The organism is Streptomyces sp. JLBG701, assembly GCF_058544905.1.
In genome coordinates this window covers 7,145,637-7,163,399 of sequence record NZ_CM178588.1, presented here as the reverse complement: position 1 = coordinate 7,163,399, position 17,763 = coordinate 7,145,637, and the positions used below count along the sequence as shown (strand labels likewise).

The following is a 17,763-nucleotide window of genomic DNA, read 5'->3' as shown; positions in this document are numbered from 1 at the left end:
TTACTTGGTGAGGGAATCGAGAGAGGGGCCGAGGATCCAGCTGGCGATCTCTCGGATCGCGCCGTCGCCGCCGGGGATGGTGGTGACCGCGCGTGCGGCGCCGCGCACGACGTCGTGGGCGCTCGCGACCGCCACGGGCCAGCCCACGAGGGCGAAGCACGGGAGGTCGTTGACGTCGTTGCCGACGTAGAGCACGCGCTCGGGCGCGATGCCCTGTTCCTCGCACCACTGCTTCAGCGCGAGGTCTTTCCGGTCGATGCCGTGGAGGACCGGAATCTGTAGTTTCCGGGCCCGGGCGGCGACGACCGGGTTCTGCTCCGTGGACAGGATCAGCATCTTCAGGCCGCTCTTGCGCAGGGCGGCGATGCCGAGGCCGTCTCCGCGGTGCACGGAGACGAACTCCTTTCCGTCGGAGTCGATCAGCACCCTGTCGTCGGTCTGGGTGCCGTCGAAGTCGAGGACGACCGCGTCGATGTCGTCGGCGGTCGGCAGGGCGCCCGGCCGGTCCGCGTCGAACAGCGGGGCCAGGGCGCGCGCCCGCGCCAGCTCGTGCGGGTCGTCGATCTCCAGGACGCGCGCCGGGTCGGTGCGGACCAGCTCGGTGCGGCCGAAGAAGCGGTGCTTGTGCTCGCGGAAGCCGGCGGCGTTCATCGCGTAGGCGGCGCCGGTCTCCAGGAGGTCCTGGGGCCGGTCCTGGCGGCGCGGGCGGAAGGACTTGTCGTGGTTGACGCCGTAGCCGCCCGCCGTGACGGTGGCGTTGGCGACGGCCACCGCTCCGCCGACGGCCGCGGTGGTCTGGGTGTCCACGGCGGCCGGGTCGTCGGAGGCGTCCCGCCAGATGAAGCCGTGGAAGGGAGCCACGGTCACCGCGGTGTCCGCGCCGTTCTCCACGACCGCGCCGGCGACGCCGTCGACGTCCTCGCGGAGGATGAAGGGGCTGGTGCACTGCACGAGCAGCACGACGTCCACCGGCGAGCCGTGCAGGGCCTCGTGGGCGTCCATGGCGTGCAGGACGGCGGCCTCGGAGGTGGCGGTGTCACCGGCGATGGCGGCGGGCCGCAGCACGACCTCGGCGCCGGCCTGGCGGGCGGCGGCGGCGATCGCCTGGTCGTCCGTGGAGACGACGACGTCGGTCACCAGCCGGGTCGCGCGGCACTCGCGCACGGCGCGGGCCACCAGCGGTACGCCGCCGACGGGGGCGAGGTTCTTCGCGGGCACGCCCTTGGAGCCGCCGCGCGCGGGAATCACCGCGAGCACGCGGCGCACCGAAGCGCCTCGACCCGCTTCCGGGTTGGACATGGGCTGAACTCCTTGACGTGCTGGGCTTGGAATCAGGCGGCTCACAGCTCTCCCATCCGTCGGATGACGGGCGCCACGCGCTGTACCCCGTGCCGGTAGGCGCCGCGCGCCGCCCGGCGCACGATCTGCCGGACCGGGCCGGGCTCCTTGTCGGCCGCGGGCGCACCGGGCAGCGGGGTCCCGTCCGGACCGAGGTGGTGGCGGGCGAGGATGCCGGGCAGGTAACCGGGCGCGGTGACCGGTGTGTAGTACGGGCTCAGCGGCGGCAGCTCGGCCCCGGCGAGCAACTTGCCGATCCGCTCGCGAGCCGCGTCGAAGGCGGTCTCGTACGAGCCATCGGCGGCCACCCCCTGCCGTGCCACCCACTCCTCGTCGGGCGCCGGCCGGTGACCGGCGTCGAGCTGGTCCCAGGAGGCCAGGCACCCGGAGCCGGTGAAGTGGTGGTTGCCGAGCGCCTCACGGACGCCCAGGTCGGTCAGGACGACCGTGGGAATACGGCGGTGCAGTGCTTCGAGGGCGGCCGTGGAACTGACCGTCACCAGGAGGTCGGTACGGTCCAGGACCTCGCCCATATGCCCATATACCAGACGGAAGTTGGACGGCGGATCGGCCCGCTGCACAAGCTTCTGATAGGGCAGTTCCTCAATATGGGTGGTGTGCTCACCAGGCTTGGAACGCAGCTTCAGCAGCACCTCGCGCTCGGGGTGCAGCCGCGCGTGCTGGATCAGCCGGTTCAGCAGGTACGTACGGTCCTTGCGGCTCTCCGGCACGGAGGGCTGCGCGGCGAACACGACCGTGTACGGGTCGTTCTCCCCGGCGTAGGCGGCTCCCCCGAGGAACGGCAGTGCCACCTCGGTCACCGACGAGGCGTCGGCGCCCACCCCCTCGTAGACCGCCGTGAAACGCTCGGCGTCCTGACGGGAGTTGGCGAGGACGAGGTCCGCGCCATGCCGCAGCAGCAGGCCGTCGGCGAGCTTCTCATAGACGACGCCGACATAGCCGGTGACGACGACGGGACGTTTCTTGCGCCCCGCCCAGACCCGGGCGAGGCCGTGCAGCATCGCCTGGACGCCACCGCCCACGAGGGCGATCACGACTATGTCGTACGACTCCTGCTCCATCGCGCGCAGGAACTCCACGGCCGTGACCTCGCGCAGGGAGTCGGCCTCGACGCCCACTTCGGCGAGCTGGCGTGCCGTGGGCGTGGCCCGGCCGCGCAGCAGAAAGCCGCTGAGGGCAGGACCGACTTGCGCGTCGGCTCGCGCTGCGGCTTCGATGGTCGGGCCCGGCGCGATCCGGCTCGCGGTCAGCGCACCCCATTTCCAGCGGGTGTCGGAGTCCGCGAGTACGGCGATCCGCAGGGGGTTCGTTGTGCTTGTCGGCGTAACTGGTGGCACATCGAAGACGCTAGGAACCATTTCCAAGGCGTAGCCCAACCCCATCTCAACAAAAAGTTAACAGCAGCCCTCGTAGAGCCGAACTGGCCCGTCGAAGCCCAGAAAGTACACGGGATGCACCGATCCGACACACTGAGTTCACCCACCGTATGCTCATCGGAAATTTCGGCTGCTGGGGGGCCGCCTAGCCTTTCGCAGGTGCCAAAGCTCTCCGTGATCGTGCCGTTCTACAACGTCCAGCAATACGCCCCGGACACCCTCAGAAGTCTTCGGATGAACGCCAGACGAGACTTCGAGTTCGTGCTCGTGGACGACCATTCGAAGGATGAGACCCCCGCCATTCTCGAACGGGCGGCCGAGGAGCTTTCGGATGTGGCCGAGGTCACATACATCCGCCACGAGGTCAACGGGGGGCTCGCCACCGCCCGCAACACCGGCCTCGACGCGGCGAAGGGCGACTACCTGACCTTCCTGGACGGCGACGACTGGCTGGCTCCGGGCTATCTTGCCGAACTCCTCTCCTCGATCGAGGAGTTGGGCTGCGACTTCATCCGCACCGACCACGTACAGACCAGCGCCCGCGCCCGCACCGTGCACCGTGTTCCGCACGGCCGGCGCGAAGAAGTGATGAACCCGCGCGACGCGATCCTGCCCGCCGACCGCACGACCTCCGTGGACTACGCCTACGCCTGGGCCGGCGCCTACCACCGCCGGCTGTTCGACAAGGGGCTGCTGCACTTCACCGACGGACTGCGCACCGCCGAGGACCGGCCGTGGATCTGGAAGCTGCACCGCGAGGCGGAATCCTTCGCCGTGGTCAACCTGCTGGGCGTCTTCTACCGTCGCGGCGTCGCCTCCTCCCTCACCCAGATCGGTGACGTCCGTCAACTCGACTTCATCCGAGCCTTCGATCAGGTGATCGAGGAGACCGCGGGCGATGTGGACGCCGACCGCCTCCTGCCCAAGGCGGTGCGCACCTACTGCGCGATCATCGCCCACCACCTCGACGGCATCGAGAAGTTCGAGCCGGAGGTCGCCAAGCAGCTGCTGACGATGAGCGCGGCGGCCATACAGCGTCTGCCGCAGGACGCGCTCGGTGACGTACTCGACACGATGGACCTGAAGCGCTCCTCCAAACTGCGGCGGCTGCGGCGCCGGATCACCACAGCGAAGGCGGCTGCCTGATGTCACACAGCACACAGAGCACACGGAGAACCACTCAGATCTTCTGCGCCTCCACGCTCTACGGCGTCGCCACCCTGGCCGCCGCGATCGAGTCCGACTGCTTCGAGGCGGCGGACCGCCGACTCCTCCTGGTCTTCAACAACTCCGCGACCCCGGAGACCACGCCGTCGGTGGACCAGATGCCCGGCTTCGCCGCCCTGGGCGACCACTTCGACGAGGTGCTGTCGTACAACGAGGCGATCCGCCCCTTCCACCCCGGCGCCTGGATCCCCCGCCCCGACGACCTCCCCCTCTTCGAGCGCTATCTGCGCCTGCTCTGGGACCTCGGGGACGACAAGGTGGAGCTGATCCTGGAATCCATCCAGGTCAGCCCGGCGATGACGGTGGCGCAGGTGTTCACCGGGGCGCCCATCCAGGTCTACGCCGACGGCCTGATGAGCTACGGCCCCACCCGCAGCAAGCTCGACCCCCTGGTCGGCACCCGGGTGCGCAGGCTGCTGCACCTGGACCTCGTGCCGGGCCTCACCCCGATACTCCTGACCGAGTTCGAGGTGCCGGCGCACATCGTCCCGACATCGGCGTTCCTGAAGGTGATGGGCCGCCTGGCGGAGACGGTCCCGGAACTCGCGCCCCTGCCCGAGAACGCCGCACTCCTCCTGGGCCAGTACCTCTCCACCCTCGGCATCATCTCGGCGGAGGAGGAAGAGGACCTGCATGTGCGGATGATGCGCGGGGCGGTGGCCCGGGGCCATCGCGCGATCGTCTTCAAGCCGCACCCGACCGCACCGGCCCGCTACAGCAACGCACTTGAGGCCGAGGCGGAGAAGCTGGGAGTGGACCTCACGGTCCTGGACACACCGGTACTGGCGGAGGTGCTGTTCGAACGAGGCCGACCCGGACTGGTCGTGGGCTGCTTCTCGACGGCACTGTTCACGGCGCGGGCGTTCTACGACCTTCCCGTCGCCCGCATCGGCACGGAACCGCTGCTGGACCGGCTGTCGCCGTACCAGAACAGCAACCGCGTCCCGCTCACGTTGGTGGACGCGCTGCTGCCGGACCTGGAGGGTGCGGGGGGCGAGGGCGACGGGATCCCGGCCGACACTCTGACCGGCTTGGTGACCACGGTCGGCTTCGTGATGCAGCCGCAGCTGTACCCGACGCTCCGCCCGGCGGCGGAGGCGTACCTGACGAAGCACTTCGCCCCGCGCACCCACCGCTACTTCAAGCGCCGCCGCCTGACGTCCCTGGGCCTGCCCGGAGGCATCCCGGAACGCCTCGGCTTCCTCCCGCGCAGCGCCACCGCACGCCGGGTGGTGCGCCGAGCGAAGGCGCTGCGCAAGGCGGTCCGCCGCTAGGCGAATGGAGCGTTAACCCCCGGGAAAGCCAAAGGAAACAAGGGTACGCCTTCGCGTTACTCCTTTGAATCCATGGTGGGGTGGCTGTTGGTGACCCTAGGATCTCGAACAGCCGCCCCCATGGTCTGCGCAAGCATCACCAATCCCATCCCGTGAGGCACTCAATGACGAAGCTCGGCCGGCTCTACCCGCTCATGGACGAAGTCCAGCTGCCCGACAACCTCCCCTACACGCAGGTGAGCAGCTGGGAGCTGAAGTTCCTGTACCTGCTGGGACGTCACCACCTCTCGGGCAAGGACCGACTGGTGGAGCTGGGTTCCGGCGGCGGCGGATCGACGTACGCGCTGGCCATGGGCCTGAGCGAGAGCCCGGTCTTCGACCAGAAGACGGGCCGGCTGCACGCGTACGACTTCTTCCACGTGGGCAAGGGCACCTTCGCCACGGAGAAGTTCTTCGACGGGGGCGCGGCACCGGAGGGCGACAACTCCTTCCTGAACGACTTCAAGAACCGCCTGGACCCCTTCCTCCCCTTCCTGGAGATCCACGCGGGCGACCTCTGGCAGACGTCCGACCCGAACGACCACTCCCCGGTCGAATTCCTGCACATCGACATCGCGAAGACGGCAAGGGTCTTCAAGTGCGTGTCGGAACGCTTCCTGAGCCGCCTCCAGCCCGGTTCGGTAGTCCTCCACCAGGACTTCGCGGGCCCGCGCCTCCCGTGGCTGCATTACAGCACGGGCGCCCTGCTCCCCTACATAGAGATCGCGGGCCCCCCGATCCGCTCCACACTCGCCTTCGAGGTGGTCAAGCCGATCCCGCAGGACGTCCTGACGGCGATCTCGGAGGACAGCTTCTCCTACGACGAGAAGCTCGCCCTGATCTCGGCGGTCCAGGAGCAGATCGACCGCGACCACACCGGCGGCATCCCCTTCAAGTCGGTGCTGGAGCTGGCCAAGGCCTTCGTCGCCCACTATGACGGCAAGCACAAGCAGGCGTGGTCCATCGCCAAGCCGCTGGTCGACGACGAGTACCTGAGCCGCACCCGCAAGGACCACTTCGCGCAGCTGCGCAAGGCGTACGAGGGCGACCGCGGGACGCCCCGAGGCTCGGCGATCAAGCGGCGGCTCAAGCGACTGGTCCGAAAGGCGTGACAGAAACCCTGGCGGACAGAGCCGCGGAGACGGCCGGGCAGCCCCGAAGGCTCCCCGGCCGTCTCGCGGCGCTGCGCCGACACCGGCGGCTGGTGTTCGCGCTCGCCGTCGTGGCACTCCTCGCTCAGATGGCGGTCGCCATGGTCACGGCGGCCGTGCAGCAGACTCCCACCATCGACGAGCCGGTCTACATCGGTACGGCCACGGTCTACCTGAAAGAGCACAGCCTGCGGTACAACCCGGAGCATCCGCCGCTGGGCAAACTCATCATCGCGACCGGTGTGCTCATCGCCGACCCGCACCTCGAACCCGGCTTCCGCGGCGACCAGAGCAGGCTCGGACGCCACCTGCTGTTCGAAACCGGCAACGACCCGGGGCATCTACTGCTGTGGGCCCGCCTGCCGATGATCGTCCTGACGCTGCTGTTCGGGCTGGTGGTCTGCGCGTTCGCCCGCGACCTCACCGGCCGCGTGGGCGCCCTGGTCGCGCTCGCGCTGTACGCCTTCTCGCCCGACGTCATCGCCAACGGGTCACTGGCCACCCTCGACGTGCCCGCGGCGGGCTTCGTGCTGACGTCGGTCTGGCTGACGTGGCGGGCGCGCCGACGCCCAGGGGTGTACCTGCCCCTGGCGGGCGTGGCGCTCGGTGCGGCCCTGGCCACCAAGATGAACACGCTGGCGGCCGTTCCCGTGGTGCTCCTCCTCGCCGTGCTGTCCGTCCTGGCCGCGCGGCAAACCCCCTGGCACGCCCCGCGCCGCATGGCGCGACCGCTCGCACTCGGCGTCGTATGGGCGACCGGGACGGCGCTGATCGCGGTCGCCGTGGTGTGGGCCACCTACCTCGTCGTCGACCCGCGGCTGAACTGGACCATGCCCGCGGACGTGCCGGCGGTGCACGGGCTGCGGGCCATCGCCGCCGACTGGCTGCCGCTCCCCCGCGAGTACCGGGACGGGATGCTGATCCAGTTCGGCAAGGAGGAGATCGAGCGGGCCGGCTTCCTCTACGGCAAGTCCTACTACGGCGCACGCTGGTACTACCTGCCGGCCGCCCTGCTGGTGAAGACGCCGCTCGGCATGCTCGCCCTGTGGGCGGCCGGTGCCGCGGCCCTGTGCGCGATCCGGCAACTGCGGCCCGCGGTGCCGTACGTGCTACTGCCCACGGCCGTTCTACTCGCCGCGGCCATGACCGGCGACCGCGACCTCGGCGTCCGGTACGCGATCTTCATGCCGTTCTTCCTAGCCGTCGCGGCAGTGGCCGTCATCGCCGTCCGGCGGCGATGGGCGTACGCCGTGACGGCGGCGCTGGTCGCGTTCGTCGGCGTCAGCTCGCTCAGCACATACCCGTACTACCTGCCGTACGCGAACGAGGCGTTCGGCGGAACCGCGAAGAGCCACCTGTGGCTGCACGACTCGAACGTCGACTGGGGCCAGGACCTCGGGCGGCTCGCCGACCACCTGCGTCAGCGCTACCCGCACGACACGGTCTGGCTGGCCTACAAGGGCGCCGCCGAGCCCTCCTACTACGGCATCCATGCCTCCGACCCGTTGACGGTCTCCCCGGACAAGGTGCACGGACTGCTCGTCGTATCGGACTCCATGGCCGCCACGGCAGAGGCCCCACTGGCCGCGCTGATCGACAGCAGCAGGGCGGTTGACGAGGTCGGCCACTCGATCACGATCTATCGCCGCCCTTGACACTCCACAGCTGCAGGTCGTGATCTTGCCTGTGGGCGACGGTACAGGGACGGGAGCGACCACCCAGACCGTAGTAACATGTACTACATGGAAGCTACCGCCCGTGACTTCAACCAGAAGTCCTCGCAGATCCTCGCCGCGGCGGCTCGCGGCGAGACGGTCACAGTCACCAAGAATGGCGTGGCCGTCGCACGTGTCGTGCCGATCTCCGAGGACGACATCCCTCCGTACCCCACCGATCCGATGGGCGAGATCGAACTCCCCGACCTCGGGCTTCCCGACCTGACCGACGAGGAGATCGAGGACACGCTCAAGGGGATGGGGTCTTGAGTCTGATCGCCGTAGCCGACACCAATGCCCTCTACCGGCTCCTCGACCCGAAGCTCACCGGCCACGAGGCGCACAAGAAGGCTCTCGCCACGATCAGCCACCTCGTCATCTCCCCACTCGTGTTGGCCGAGTTGGACTACTTGATCACATCGAGAGCCGGAGCCCGCAAGGCTCTGACGGCTGCGCGGTTCATCGAACGCAACGTCGCCACTCGCCGATTCGAGGTGCCGGCAGTCGGCCCCCACCTCAGCTCCGCCATCGCTGTCGCGGAAGGGTATGCGGACGCAGACGGTGGCAAGGGCATCGGAATGGCCGACGCCATGAACGTCGCCCTGGCCGCGGCCTATCGAACTGACGTCGTGTTCACCTCGGACCAGCACTTCCGTATGGTCCGTCCACTGACCGGGCACGACGCGTTCCGGCTGCTGCCTGACGACATGTAGCGGCATGAGAGTGGTCGCGCTCAAAAAACAAAGGCAAGGAGGTCACTCACTCCTTGCCACTCTCAACATATAGCGCACCGGGGGGCTTGCGGCAAGGCCCCGGGGGTGCTGCAGAATCTCCCATCGAAGCCCAGGAGCTGCGGTTATGGGGGAATTTTTAATGATCGACGTGATTGTGGTCGGCGGCGGACCGACCGGGCTGATGCTGGCCTGCGAGTTGCGGCTGCACGGTGTGCACGTGGTCGTGTTGGAGAGGTTGGCCGAACCGACCAAGGAGACCCGGGGGCAGGGGCTGCACGCGCGCAGTGTCGAGGTGATGGATCAGCGCGGCATGCTTGACCGGTTCCTCGCGGTCAGTGAGAAGTTCCAGGTCGGCGGTCTCTTCGGCGGCATCATGAAGCCGTGGCCGGACCGGTTGGACACGGGGCACCCGTACGGCCTCGCCCACCCGCAACCGGTCACCGAGCGGCTGCTCAACGAGCGTGCCCTCGAACTCGGCACCGAGATCCGGCGCGGCTGCGAAGTGGTCGGGTTGAGTCAGGACGAGGCTGAGGTGACCGTCGAGCTGGCGGACGGAACGCAGTTGCGCTCGCGCTACCTCGTCGGGTGCGACGGCGGCCGCAGCACGGTGCGCAAGCTGCTCGGCGTCGGTTTCCCCGGTGTGCCCGCCAAGGTCTGGACGCTGTTGGGTGACATGGAGTTGACGGAGGATCCGGAGACGGTCGCCACCGTAGTCGCGGAGGTCCGCAAGACCCAACTCCGGTTCGGAGCCATCCCCCAGGAGGACGGCTCGTACCGCATCGGCGTGCCCGCCGACGATGTGGCCGAGGACCGTGCGACCTCGCCGACCCTCGACGAGTTCAAGCAGCAGCTGCGAGCCGTCGCCGGCACCGACTTCGGCATCCACTCGCCCCGCTGGCTGTCCCGCTTCGGCGACGCCACCCGCCAGGCCGAGCGCTACCGCGTCGGCCGGGCACTGCTGGCCGGCGACGCGGCCCACGTCCACCCACCGACCGGCGGCCAGGGGCTCAACATCGGCGTGCAGGACGCGTTCAACCTCGGCTGGAAGTTGGCCGCCGCGGTCAACGGCTGGGCCCCCGAGGGCCTCCTCGACACCTACCACGCCGAACGGCACCCAGTGGGCGCCCGCGTACTGGACAACACCCGCGCACAGATCACCCTGCTGGGGACCGACCCGGGTCCGACCGCCCTGCGGGAGCTGTTCTCGAAGCTGATGGAATTCGAGGAGGTGAACCTGTACGTGACCGGGATGATCACCGCGGTCGACGTTCGCTACGACTTCGGCGGCGGAGAGGATGAGGGCCACGAACTAGTCGGCCGGCGACTGCGGGACGTACAGCTGAAGCGCGGACGCCTCTTCGAGCTGATGCACGACGGACGCGGCCTCCTCCTCGACCAGACCGGACAGCTCTCGGTGACCGGCTGGGCAGACCGGGTCGATCACGTCGTCGACGTCAGCGAGGAACTGGACGCGCCCGCAGTGCTGTTGCGGCCGGACGGCCACGTGGCGTGGGTCGGCGACGATCAGCAGGATCTGGTCGGCCACCTGGCCAAGTGGTTTGGGTCTGCCGTCAGTTGAGCGCGAGCGACGACGCTCCCGCGACCAGGAGGCCACGGGAGCGTCGGTAATGCCGTCAGCGGTTAATCAGCCGCCCAGGATGGCGCGGAGATCGGCGGCGTTCGCCTCGGTCACCTTCCACAGTTCCTGCTGGCGGCCGTGCACGTCCGCGACCGTCGCGGCGTGGTCGGCGAGCAGGCCCTGCGCCCGCTCCACCAGCACCGCGCCGAGGTTGCGGTCGTGGACCGAGACGCCCCACTCGGGGCGTTCGATGTCGCGCAGGAAGTACGCCATCTTCGGGTGCGAGATGAGGCTGATGATGGGCGTGCCGCAGCCGAACGGGATCATTCCGGCGTGGCCGCGCATGCCGATGACCAGCTTGGTGCGGGCGTACAGGTCGCGGATCTCGTCGTTCTCGAAGTCGTACATCGGGATGACGGGCATCGAGATGCCGTGCTCGCGTCGCAGGTCGAACGCCATCTTCTCGTCGTCCAGCGAGTGGGCCACGCACTGGACCTCGGCGAGCTTGCTGAGGCCTCGGTAGGCCTCCGCCATCTGCGCGAGGAAGTGGGCGTAGTCGTGGCCGAAGCGCAGGCTCGCGCGGTCGTACGCCGCGTTGAGGAGGATGGTGTCGTCGCGGCCCGCCGGGTCCTGCCAGCCGTCCACCAGTTGGCGCGTCACCGTCGTCGGGCAGGGCTGGAAGCGCACCTTGTCGTGCAGGTGGGCCGGGAGCATGCCACGGACCTTCTCGATCGAGCCGTAGTTGCGCAGGCCGAAGAAGCTCGACTTCTCCACCAGCAGGCGCAGCGACTCGCGGAAGCGGTTGGCGCGGTACGACTGGCCGTCGAAGGCGTTGAAGCCCACCGCGTAGATCGCGATCGGTACGTCGATGCGGCGCATCAGGTCGTCCGGGACGTTCCACTGCCAGGCGCTGTTGCCGTTGGGCATGGTGTCTGGGATGAACAGGCCGCCGCCGCCGATGACCAGACCCTTGCGGGCGTTGACCCGCTCCAGGGCCTCCTCGTCGAAGAGGCGGTGGGCGTGCACGGAGAGCCAGCGGCGGGAGGTGGTGTCGGGGTTGAACGCGAGGCGGACGCTCTCCGGGAGGAGCTTGTCGCCGGCGTTGCCCTGGCGGTCCATGAAGAACGCGACGTGCGCGAGCTGGTCCTCGGGGACGCCCGCCGGCTGGGCCGGCATGCCCATGGTGCGCTGGTTCCAGAGGCGGCTGGCCCGGTGGGTCGGGTCGACGGTGAGACCGGACATCGCGTACTTCTGCGCGACGTCGTCCTTGCCGTGGACCCATTCGATCTGGGCGAGCCGGGCGAAGGCGGTGGCGGCCCGGTTGGGTGCCGAAGTGGCCAGCAGGAGCTGGGCCCTGGCCTCGTCGTAGCGGGAGACGCTCATCAGGGCGTGGCCGTAGACCTCGTGCGGCCAGGCCTCGTCGATGGGTATGTGCACCTGCTCCATGATGTCGACGGCCGATTGGTAGTCGCCCCCGCCTATGTGCGCGAGGGCTATTCGGCGGGCGATGTCGACGTCCCCGGTGCGCTGCACGTACGGCGTGCCGAAGTGCACGAGCAGGTCGCGGTGGGTGGTGCCGCCACGGGTGCAGTACTCGGTCTGCAGTTCGGCGTCGCTGATGTCGAACTCGGCCCAGCGGTCCTGCGCCTGGCCGTACCCGGACTCGCCGCCCTGCCACGGCTTGTGGCGGCCGGTGAAGTGCAGGATCGCCGTGTCCTCGGGCACCGGAAGGTCCCCGGACAGGCGGCGCTTGACGAAGTTGAAGCGCGGGTCGATGCGCACGAAGTCGCCGTCGAGTACGGCGTTCAGGATGCCCTGGTCGTGCTTGTCGAGCTCGTAGGCGCCGGACTGGCCGACCTTGTCGATCTTCGCGCAGAACTCGTCGCTCAGGTATTCCTTCTGGATGACCAGCAGGCCGCTGTTGAGCTTGTGCTGCCCGTAGAAGAACTGCGGCACGGCCGCCAGGCCCTCGCGCAGCTTCAGCAGCTCACCGAGGTGACCGAGGACGACCATGTCGGTGTCCAGGGTGATGACGGTGTCGTAGTCCCGGATGCGGAACACGTCGAGGATGAAGTACGCCTTGCGGACCAGGTAGTTCTCCTGGTCGCCCTTGGCGTACGTGTCGTAGTGGTCGGCGTCGACGCGGCGCAGGGTGATGCGCGGGTGCAGGGCGCGGATCTTGGCGATCGACGAGGGACGCAGGTCGTCGTGGAGGACGATGAAGTCCTCGCACACGTCCGGGTTGGACAGCGCCAGCGAGCGCAGCAGGACGAGGAACCCGGGCAGGTAGTTCTCGTCGACGAAGCTGGCGAAGGCGATACGGCGCTTGCCGGTGAGCGCGCTGGCGGACTCCCCCGCTGCCTGGGCGGGGGCGCTGGATATGCGGGTCGCGGTCATCGCAGGGAGATCCTCATGCCGGAGACGCTCTGGGCCCGTTCCATGACCCACGCCTTCTCGCTGGTGTATTCGTGCACGGACGTGATGGGCATCTTCATCGCGGCGTCGATGCGGTAGGCACCGCTCTCGTAGAAGTCGAAGCCGATGAGGTCGAGCTTGGGGCTGACGTCGAGGAAGTCGAGCAGGAACAGCATGTTGAAGCCGGTGGTCGGGATCGACGACCACACCTCGGAGCTGACCCGGCCGATGTTGCGCAGGGGCCAGCGCAGCGACTCGTCGCCCATGTACTTCTGGGCGCCGGGCACGATCCGGTTGCGCAGGGAGTACTTCCAGTCGCCCGAGATCCCGCCGAAGATGAGCCGGGTGTGCACCGGCTTCTCCCAGTTGAAGCCGTGCTTGTGGATGGAGACGTGGATGTCGGTCCGCTTGCCGGTGTTGGCCGCGTCGATCTTGTACGAGTTGAAGCGCACGACCAGGTCGTAGGCGTCGATCTCGGCGCCCATCGAACTCTCGCCGACCTTGCCGGAGTTGGCGATCAGACAGATCGACTTGCCCGCGATCTGGTTGCGGAACTCGCCCAGGCTCAGCCACTCAAGACCGCCGAAGAGGGGGTCGTTGAGGGGGCCGCGCATCCGGTTGCGGCGCTGCTCGGCGAAGAGGCCGACGAGCTGGAGCAGCTCGGGCGTCGGGCGACTCTGGATGCCGGTCGCGAGGTCCAGGTACTGGCTGAGCGCCTCCTGGAAGTCCTGCTCGGGGCTCTCCGCGCGGTCCATGGCGATGAGCGAACCGACCAGCCGGGCCTGCGCGCCGTCCCAGTCGCCGTCGGCGTTCGCCTGAAGGCCCTCGGCCCATACGTCGGTCGCCGGGCCGGCGCTGAACTGCGCCGCGGCCGGGGTGCCGCGCTCCAGGAGCTTGAGCAGCTCGCCCCGCTTGCTCTGCGCCTCGCGGATACCGGCGACCTTGGCGCGGACGCCGAAGCCGTCCTCCGTGGTCAGTGCCAGGTACTTCTCGAAGGCCTCGACCGAGTCGTCCGGGCGGCCCAGGGCCTCCAGGAGACGGCCGCGGAACCGCCAGCCGGCGCGGGAGTTCTTGCGCGCGGTCAGGACCGTGTCACTGATGAGCAGGGCCAGGTTCAGCTCGTCGTCATAGCCGCTGTCCATCGCCTTGTTGGCGACGGTGAGGAGCTGGTCGAGCAGTTCGTTGCTCAGACCGCCGCCGCCCGCCGCCTTCGTGCCGCGCCGCAGCAGGCTGGCCGCGGAGGGCGCCGCCGACTCGGGCTGCCCCTGCTCGGCCCAGAGGGCGAGCACCTTGCGCAGTTGCTCGGCCAGGGCTATTCGCTTGGTGTCGAGGCTCCCCACGAGCTTGCCGCTGTGCACGGCGCAGGCGCGCAGACAGTCCTCCACATCCGCCGGGGTGACCTGCGCGGTCGGTGGGCCGCCGTCCGAGGGTGCCGACGCGGAACCTCCGGGTCGGGGACGTGACCATCTACTGCGAACCCTCGTCATGGTTCTCCTGCTCTAGCTATTGCGACGACGTCCAGGCCGTGTGAGGCAAGGGGGGAGTCGGAGAACGATAAGAAACCAAGGCGACGGGAAGATGAACCGCCGTGTACTTGCGGGCAAATGGTGGGCTCGTGTTCGAGCCCTGAGTCCCTTTCGCCCCATTCGGCACCCCGTCTCCCACCCGCTTCTCATTCCGTTCGGTACCGCGCCTCGATCCCGGCGATCACGAGTCCAAGACCGTCCTCGAAATGCCTGTCGTAGTCGAGGAAAATCTCCGCGCCGGCCGCGGCCGACAGGGGGAACTCTGCCATCAACCGGGCCCGCTCCTCCACGTCGTATCCCTCACGGCGCTCGCCGGGCAAGGGCTGGACGCCTTGCTCCTCGGTGACGAACCCGAGGGTGTAAAAGTACGTCGTCGAGGCCGCGCGCGCTCCCTGGGCGAGGGTGAAGCCGGCGGCCGCGAAGAGGCGCAGGTTGTCCTCCATCTGCTCCGCGTGCTCGATGCCGGTGAAGCGGGAGCCGCTGAACACCTTGGCTCCGTCGCGGTAGCCGAGCAGCGACGCGCGCAGCCCGCGGTTGGACTTGAGCAGCCGCTCCTGCCAGGTGTCGGCCGGGTCGAGGGAGCCCTGGGCGATCATCCGGCGGTACATCTCCGTGGCCATCTCGTCGAGCAGGGCCTGTTTGTCCTTGAAGTGCCAGTACAGGGCGGGCGCCTTGACGTCCAGCTCCTTGGCGATGGCGCGCAGGCTCAGGCCGTCCAGACCGACGTCGTTCAGCAGCCTGAGGGCGGTGTCCGCGACGCGCTTGCGGTCGAGGGGGGCGCGGGGTGCCCGTCGTTCTTCCGTATTCACCTTGACAACTTAACACCGTTAAGGCCATCCTCCGAAGGGGACGGAACTTAACAACGTTAAGGAGAGTGGATCATGGGTGCACAGTCGTACGTGGATGTACTGATCGTCGGCGCGGGCCCCACCGGACTCGCCCTCGGCGTCGACCTCGCCCGGCGCGGGGTGGACGCGCTGGTCGTGGAGCGGGCCGACGCGCTGTTCCCCGGCTCGCGCGGCAAGGGGATCCAGCCCCGCACGATGGAGGTCTTCGACGACCTCGGCGTCCTGGACGCGATCCGCGCGGCGGGCGGCCCCTATCCGGTCGGGATGATCTGGCAGAACGGCGAGCGGGTCGGCGAGCACCAGATGTTCGACCCGGCCGAGGCGAGCGAGGAGTCGCCGTACGCCGCCGAGCCGTTGATGGTGCCGCAGTGGCGGACCCAGGAGATCCTGTTCGCGCGGCTTGAGGAGCTGGGCGGGCGGGTGGCGTTCAGCCGGGAGGTCGTGGGGTTCGACCAGGACGAGGAGGGCGTGACGGTCGCCTTCGCCGCCGGCGAACCGGTCCGCGCACGGTACGTCGTCGCCGCCGACGGCGGCCGCTCGGTGATCCGCCGGGCGCTGGACATCGGCATGACGGGCGAGACGGTCGACCCGAACCCGATCCTGGTGGCGGACGTCCGGATCACCGGCCTGGACCGGGTCAACTGGCACGTCTTCCCGCCGAGCGGGGACGGCGACGGCTTCATGGCGATCTGCCCGCTCGCGGGGACGGAGGACTTCCAACTGGTGGCCCAGTTCCCGGAGGGCGCCGCCGTCGACCTCTCCCTGGATGCCATACGGAAGACGGTGACCGCCCGCTCGCACCTCGCCGCCGAGGACGTGACCGAGGTGCGCTGGGCCTCGGACTTCCGCCCCAGGGCGGCACTGGCGGACAGCTTCCGCTCGGGCCGGGTGTTCCTCGCCGGGGACGCTGCACACGTCCACTCCCCCGCCGGCGGCCAGGGCCTGAACACGAGCGTCCAGGACGCGTACAACCTGGGCTGGAAGCTGGGGGCGGTGCTGGCGGGCGACGCACCGGAGGCACTCCTGAACACCTACGAGGAGGAGAGGCGCCCCATCGCCGCGCAGATGCTCGGCATCTCCACGGGCGTCCACCGGGGCGAGGTCAGGCGCGGCGAGGCGACCCGGCAGCTCGGCCTCGGCTACCGGGACTCATCACTGGCGGCGGAGACCCGCACGACCCCGGGCCCGGTCCACGCGGGCGACCGCGCACCGGACGGCACGGTGGACGGCGTACGGCTCTTCGACAGGTTCCGCGGCCCGCACTGGACGCTGCTGACGGTGGGCACGGACACCGAACTGCCCCCGCTTCCCGTCCCCACGACGCGAATCCCGGCATACGCGGCATACGGCACGGGCGTCTTCCTCGTCCGGCCCGACGGTTACGTGGGATGGGCGGGCGAGACGGCGGTAGGGCTGACGGAGTACGCGCACCGCGTGGGAGCCGTGGCAAAAGCCCCGGGTTTGGAATCGTCAGCGAGGGCAGACGCGCCCTAGCCCTAGACCGCGCCACAGACAAGGCACAGACTTCTGGGCCTGAACGGCTCCTCGGCTCAGAGTCTGTGCGCCTCGTCCGGACAAAGGAGTGTCCCCTCCTCATGGCCGCCGTACCGAACACCAACCGACCGCCCCGAGGACTGGACGACGTCCCCGGCTGGTTCCCCGCTCTCGACCAAGTGCTCTTCGACTGGCTCCTGGACCGGCAGGAATCCGCGGGAACGCGCGGTGACCTGCTGGAGATCGGCGTCTACATGGGGAAGAGCGCGATCTTCCTCGGGCGGCACCTGCGGGAGGGCGAGCGCTACACCGTGTGCGACCTCTTCGAGGGCGACGCACCGGACCACGCCAACCGCGCCGAGTCGACGAAGTCCTACCACGCGCTCACCCGGGAGCGGTTCGAGGAGAACTACCTCTCCTTCCACGACGAACTCCCGCGTGTCCTCCAGGGCCCCAGCGAGATCGTGCCCACCGAGGTGAAACCCGGCTCCTGCCGGTTCGTCCACATCGACGGCTCGCACCTCTACAAGCATGTGTACGGCGATATCGGCGCCGCCCGTGACGTACTGCTGCCCGGCGGCATCGTCGTCCTGGACGACTTCCGTTCCGAGCACACGCCCGGCGTCTCCATCGCCGCGTGGGAGGCCGTACTCAACGGTGGCCTGCACCCCATCTGCCTGAGCACGCAGAAGCTGTACGGGACGTGGGACGACCCCAAGTCCGTCCAGGAGGAGCTGGTGGCGATGGTGCGGAAGCGGGAGGACTGCCACGTCAGCGTGCAGCAGGCGGCGGGGCACCGGATCGTCCGCTTCAAGTCGAAGGGGATGCGGGCTCCGGACTTCCCGCTCTCACGGCACCACACGGAGACGCCGGAGGCGGAGGAGGAAGCACGCCCGACCCTCCCCCAGGGTCACAGCCCCGGCCGCAGCCGCACCCGCCGAGTCGCCGTCGACCTGATGCCACCGGTCCTCACCCGCGCGATCCGAACCGCGAGGCGCTCGACGACCCGCTCGACGAAGCCCTGAC

General features: G+C 69.0%; 14 protein-coding genes. 9 read left to right on the top strand and 5 right to left on the bottom strand.

The window, feature by feature from the left end; translation table 11 throughout:
* Both AC5DRG_RS33240 and AC5DRG_RS33235 read right to left on the bottom strand, forming a co-directional pair.
* On the bottom strand, positions 1-1,299 hold the full coding sequence (locus tag AC5DRG_RS33240; RefSeq protein WP_491803190.1) for a cytidylyltransferase domain-containing protein: 1,299 nt from the start codon (positions 1,297-1,299) through the stop codon (positions 1-3).
* A 41-nt stretch (positions 1,300-1,340) separates the two neighbouring features.
* Positions 1,341-2,717: a DUF6716 putative glycosyltransferase gene (locus AC5DRG_RS33235; protein ID WP_491803189.1), complete on the bottom strand. Its 1,377-nt coding sequence runs from the start codon at positions 2,715-2,717 to the stop codon at positions 1,341-1,343.
* Positions 2,718-2,894: 177 nt separating this feature from the next.
* Between AC5DRG_RS33235 and AC5DRG_RS33230 the strand changes: the two genes are divergently transcribed.
* From AC5DRG_RS33230 to rox, 7 genes are all read left to right on the top strand, one after another.
* On the top strand, positions 2,895-3,881 hold the full coding sequence (locus tag AC5DRG_RS33230; RefSeq protein WP_491803188.1) for a glycosyltransferase family 2 protein: 987 nt from the start codon (positions 2,895-2,897) through the stop codon (positions 3,879-3,881).
* A complete protein-coding gene (locus AC5DRG_RS33225; protein ID WP_491803187.1) occupies positions 3,881-5,236 on the top strand; it encodes an alpha-2,8-polysialyltransferase family protein in 1,356 nt (451 codons plus the stop codon). Before AC5DRG_RS33230 ends, AC5DRG_RS33225 begins: the two co-directional genes overlap by 1 nt.
* A gap of 164 nt (positions 5,237-5,400) precedes the next feature.
* Positions 5,401-6,387, top strand: coding sequence for a hypothetical protein (locus AC5DRG_RS33220; protein ID WP_491803185.1), 987 nt, complete (start codon positions 5,401-5,403; stop codon positions 6,385-6,387).
* Positions 6,384-8,081: an ArnT family glycosyltransferase gene (locus AC5DRG_RS33215; RefSeq protein WP_491803183.1), complete on the top strand. Its 1,698-nt coding sequence runs from the start codon at positions 6,384-6,386 to the stop codon at positions 8,079-8,081. The genes AC5DRG_RS33220 and AC5DRG_RS33215 overlap by 4 nt, the downstream gene beginning before the upstream one ends.
* Positions 8,082-8,168: 87 nt before the next feature.
* Positions 8,169-8,411, top strand: coding sequence for a type II toxin-antitoxin system Phd/YefM family antitoxin (locus AC5DRG_RS33210; protein ID WP_328501853.1), 243 nt, complete (start codon positions 8,169-8,171; stop codon positions 8,409-8,411).
* Positions 8,408-8,854, top strand: coding sequence for a PIN domain-containing protein (locus tag AC5DRG_RS33205; protein WP_491803182.1), 447 nt, complete (start codon positions 8,408-8,410; stop codon positions 8,852-8,854). Before AC5DRG_RS33210 ends, AC5DRG_RS33205 begins: the two co-directional genes overlap by 4 nt.
* A gap of 160 nt (positions 8,855-9,014) precedes the next feature.
* The gene (rox, locus tag AC5DRG_RS33200) at positions 9,015-10,454 is read left to right on the top strand and encodes a rifampin monooxygenase (protein WP_491803181.1); all 1,440 of its coding nucleotides are present in this window, start codon (positions 9,015-9,017) and stop codon (positions 10,452-10,454) included.
* A gap of 66 nt (positions 10,455-10,520) precedes the next feature.
* On the opposite strand, the gene AC5DRG_RS33195 is transcribed toward rox, so the two are convergent.
* The 3 genes from AC5DRG_RS33195 to AC5DRG_RS33185 all read right to left on the bottom strand — a co-directional run bounded on the left by AC5DRG_RS33195 (position 10,521) and on the right by AC5DRG_RS33185 (position 15,204).
* Positions 10,521-12,851, bottom strand: a complete 2,331-nt coding sequence (locus AC5DRG_RS33195) for a glycosyltransferase (protein ID WP_491803180.1) — start codon at positions 12,849-12,851, stop codon at positions 10,521-10,523.
* The gene (locus tag AC5DRG_RS33190; RefSeq protein WP_491803179.1) at positions 12,848-14,254 is read right to left on the bottom strand and encodes a glycosyltransferase family 29 protein; all 1,407 of its coding nucleotides are present in this window, start codon (positions 14,252-14,254) and stop codon (positions 12,848-12,850) included. The genes AC5DRG_RS33195 and AC5DRG_RS33190 overlap by 4 nt, the downstream gene beginning before the upstream one ends.
* Positions 14,255-14,541: 287 nt before the next feature.
* Complete coding sequence (locus AC5DRG_RS33185) at positions 14,542-15,204, bottom strand: TetR/AcrR family transcriptional regulator (RefSeq protein WP_491803178.1); 663 nt, start codon at positions 15,202-15,204, stop codon at positions 14,542-14,544.
* Between the two features lie 72 nt (positions 15,205-15,276).
* On the opposite strand from AC5DRG_RS33185, the gene AC5DRG_RS33180 reads away from it, so the two are divergent.
* Entirely contained in the window at positions 15,277-16,737 is a 1,461-nt protein-coding gene (locus tag AC5DRG_RS33180) for an FAD-dependent oxidoreductase (RefSeq protein ID WP_491803177.1), read from the top strand.
* 101 nt (positions 16,738-16,838) lie between these two features.
* A complete protein-coding gene (locus AC5DRG_RS33175; RefSeq protein ID WP_491803175.1) occupies positions 16,839-17,762 on the top strand; it encodes a class I SAM-dependent methyltransferase in 924 nt (307 codons plus the stop codon).
* Position 17,763 lies beyond the last annotated feature (1 nt).

Bases quoted from the DNA above. Each gene is read 5' to 3' on its own strand.
- AC5DRG_RS33210 (WP_328501853.1), top strand. From the start codon at position 8,169: ATGGAAGCTACCGCCCGTGACTTCAACCAGAAGTCCTCGCAGATCCTC.
- AC5DRG_RS33180 (WP_491803177.1), top strand. From the start codon at position 15,277: ATGGGTGCACAGTCGTACGTGGATGTACTGATCGTCGGCGCGGGCCCC.
- AC5DRG_RS33240 (WP_491803190.1), bottom strand. From the start codon at position 1,299: ATGTCCAACCCGGAAGCGGGTCGAGGCGCTTCGGTGCGCCGCGTGCTC.
- AC5DRG_RS33225 (WP_491803187.1), top strand. From the start codon at position 3,881: ATGTCACACAGCACACAGAGCACACGGAGAACCACTCAGATCTTCTGC.
- AC5DRG_RS33195 (WP_491803180.1), bottom strand. From the start codon at position 12,851: ATGACCGCGACCCGCATATCCAGCGCCCCCGCCCAGGCAGCGGGGGAG.
- AC5DRG_RS33220 (WP_491803185.1), top strand. From the start codon at position 5,401: ATGACGAAGCTCGGCCGGCTCTACCCGCTCATGGACGAAGTCCAGCTG.
- AC5DRG_RS33235 (WP_491803189.1), bottom strand. From the start codon at position 2,717: ATGGTTCCTAGCGTCTTCGATGTGCCACCAGTTACGCCGACAAGCACA.
- rox (WP_491803181.1), top strand. From the start codon at position 9,015: ATGATCGACGTGATTGTGGTCGGCGGCGGACCGACCGGGCTGATGCTG.
- AC5DRG_RS33175 (WP_491803175.1), top strand. From the start codon at position 16,839: ATGGCCGCCGTACCGAACACCAACCGACCGCCCCGAGGACTGGACGAC.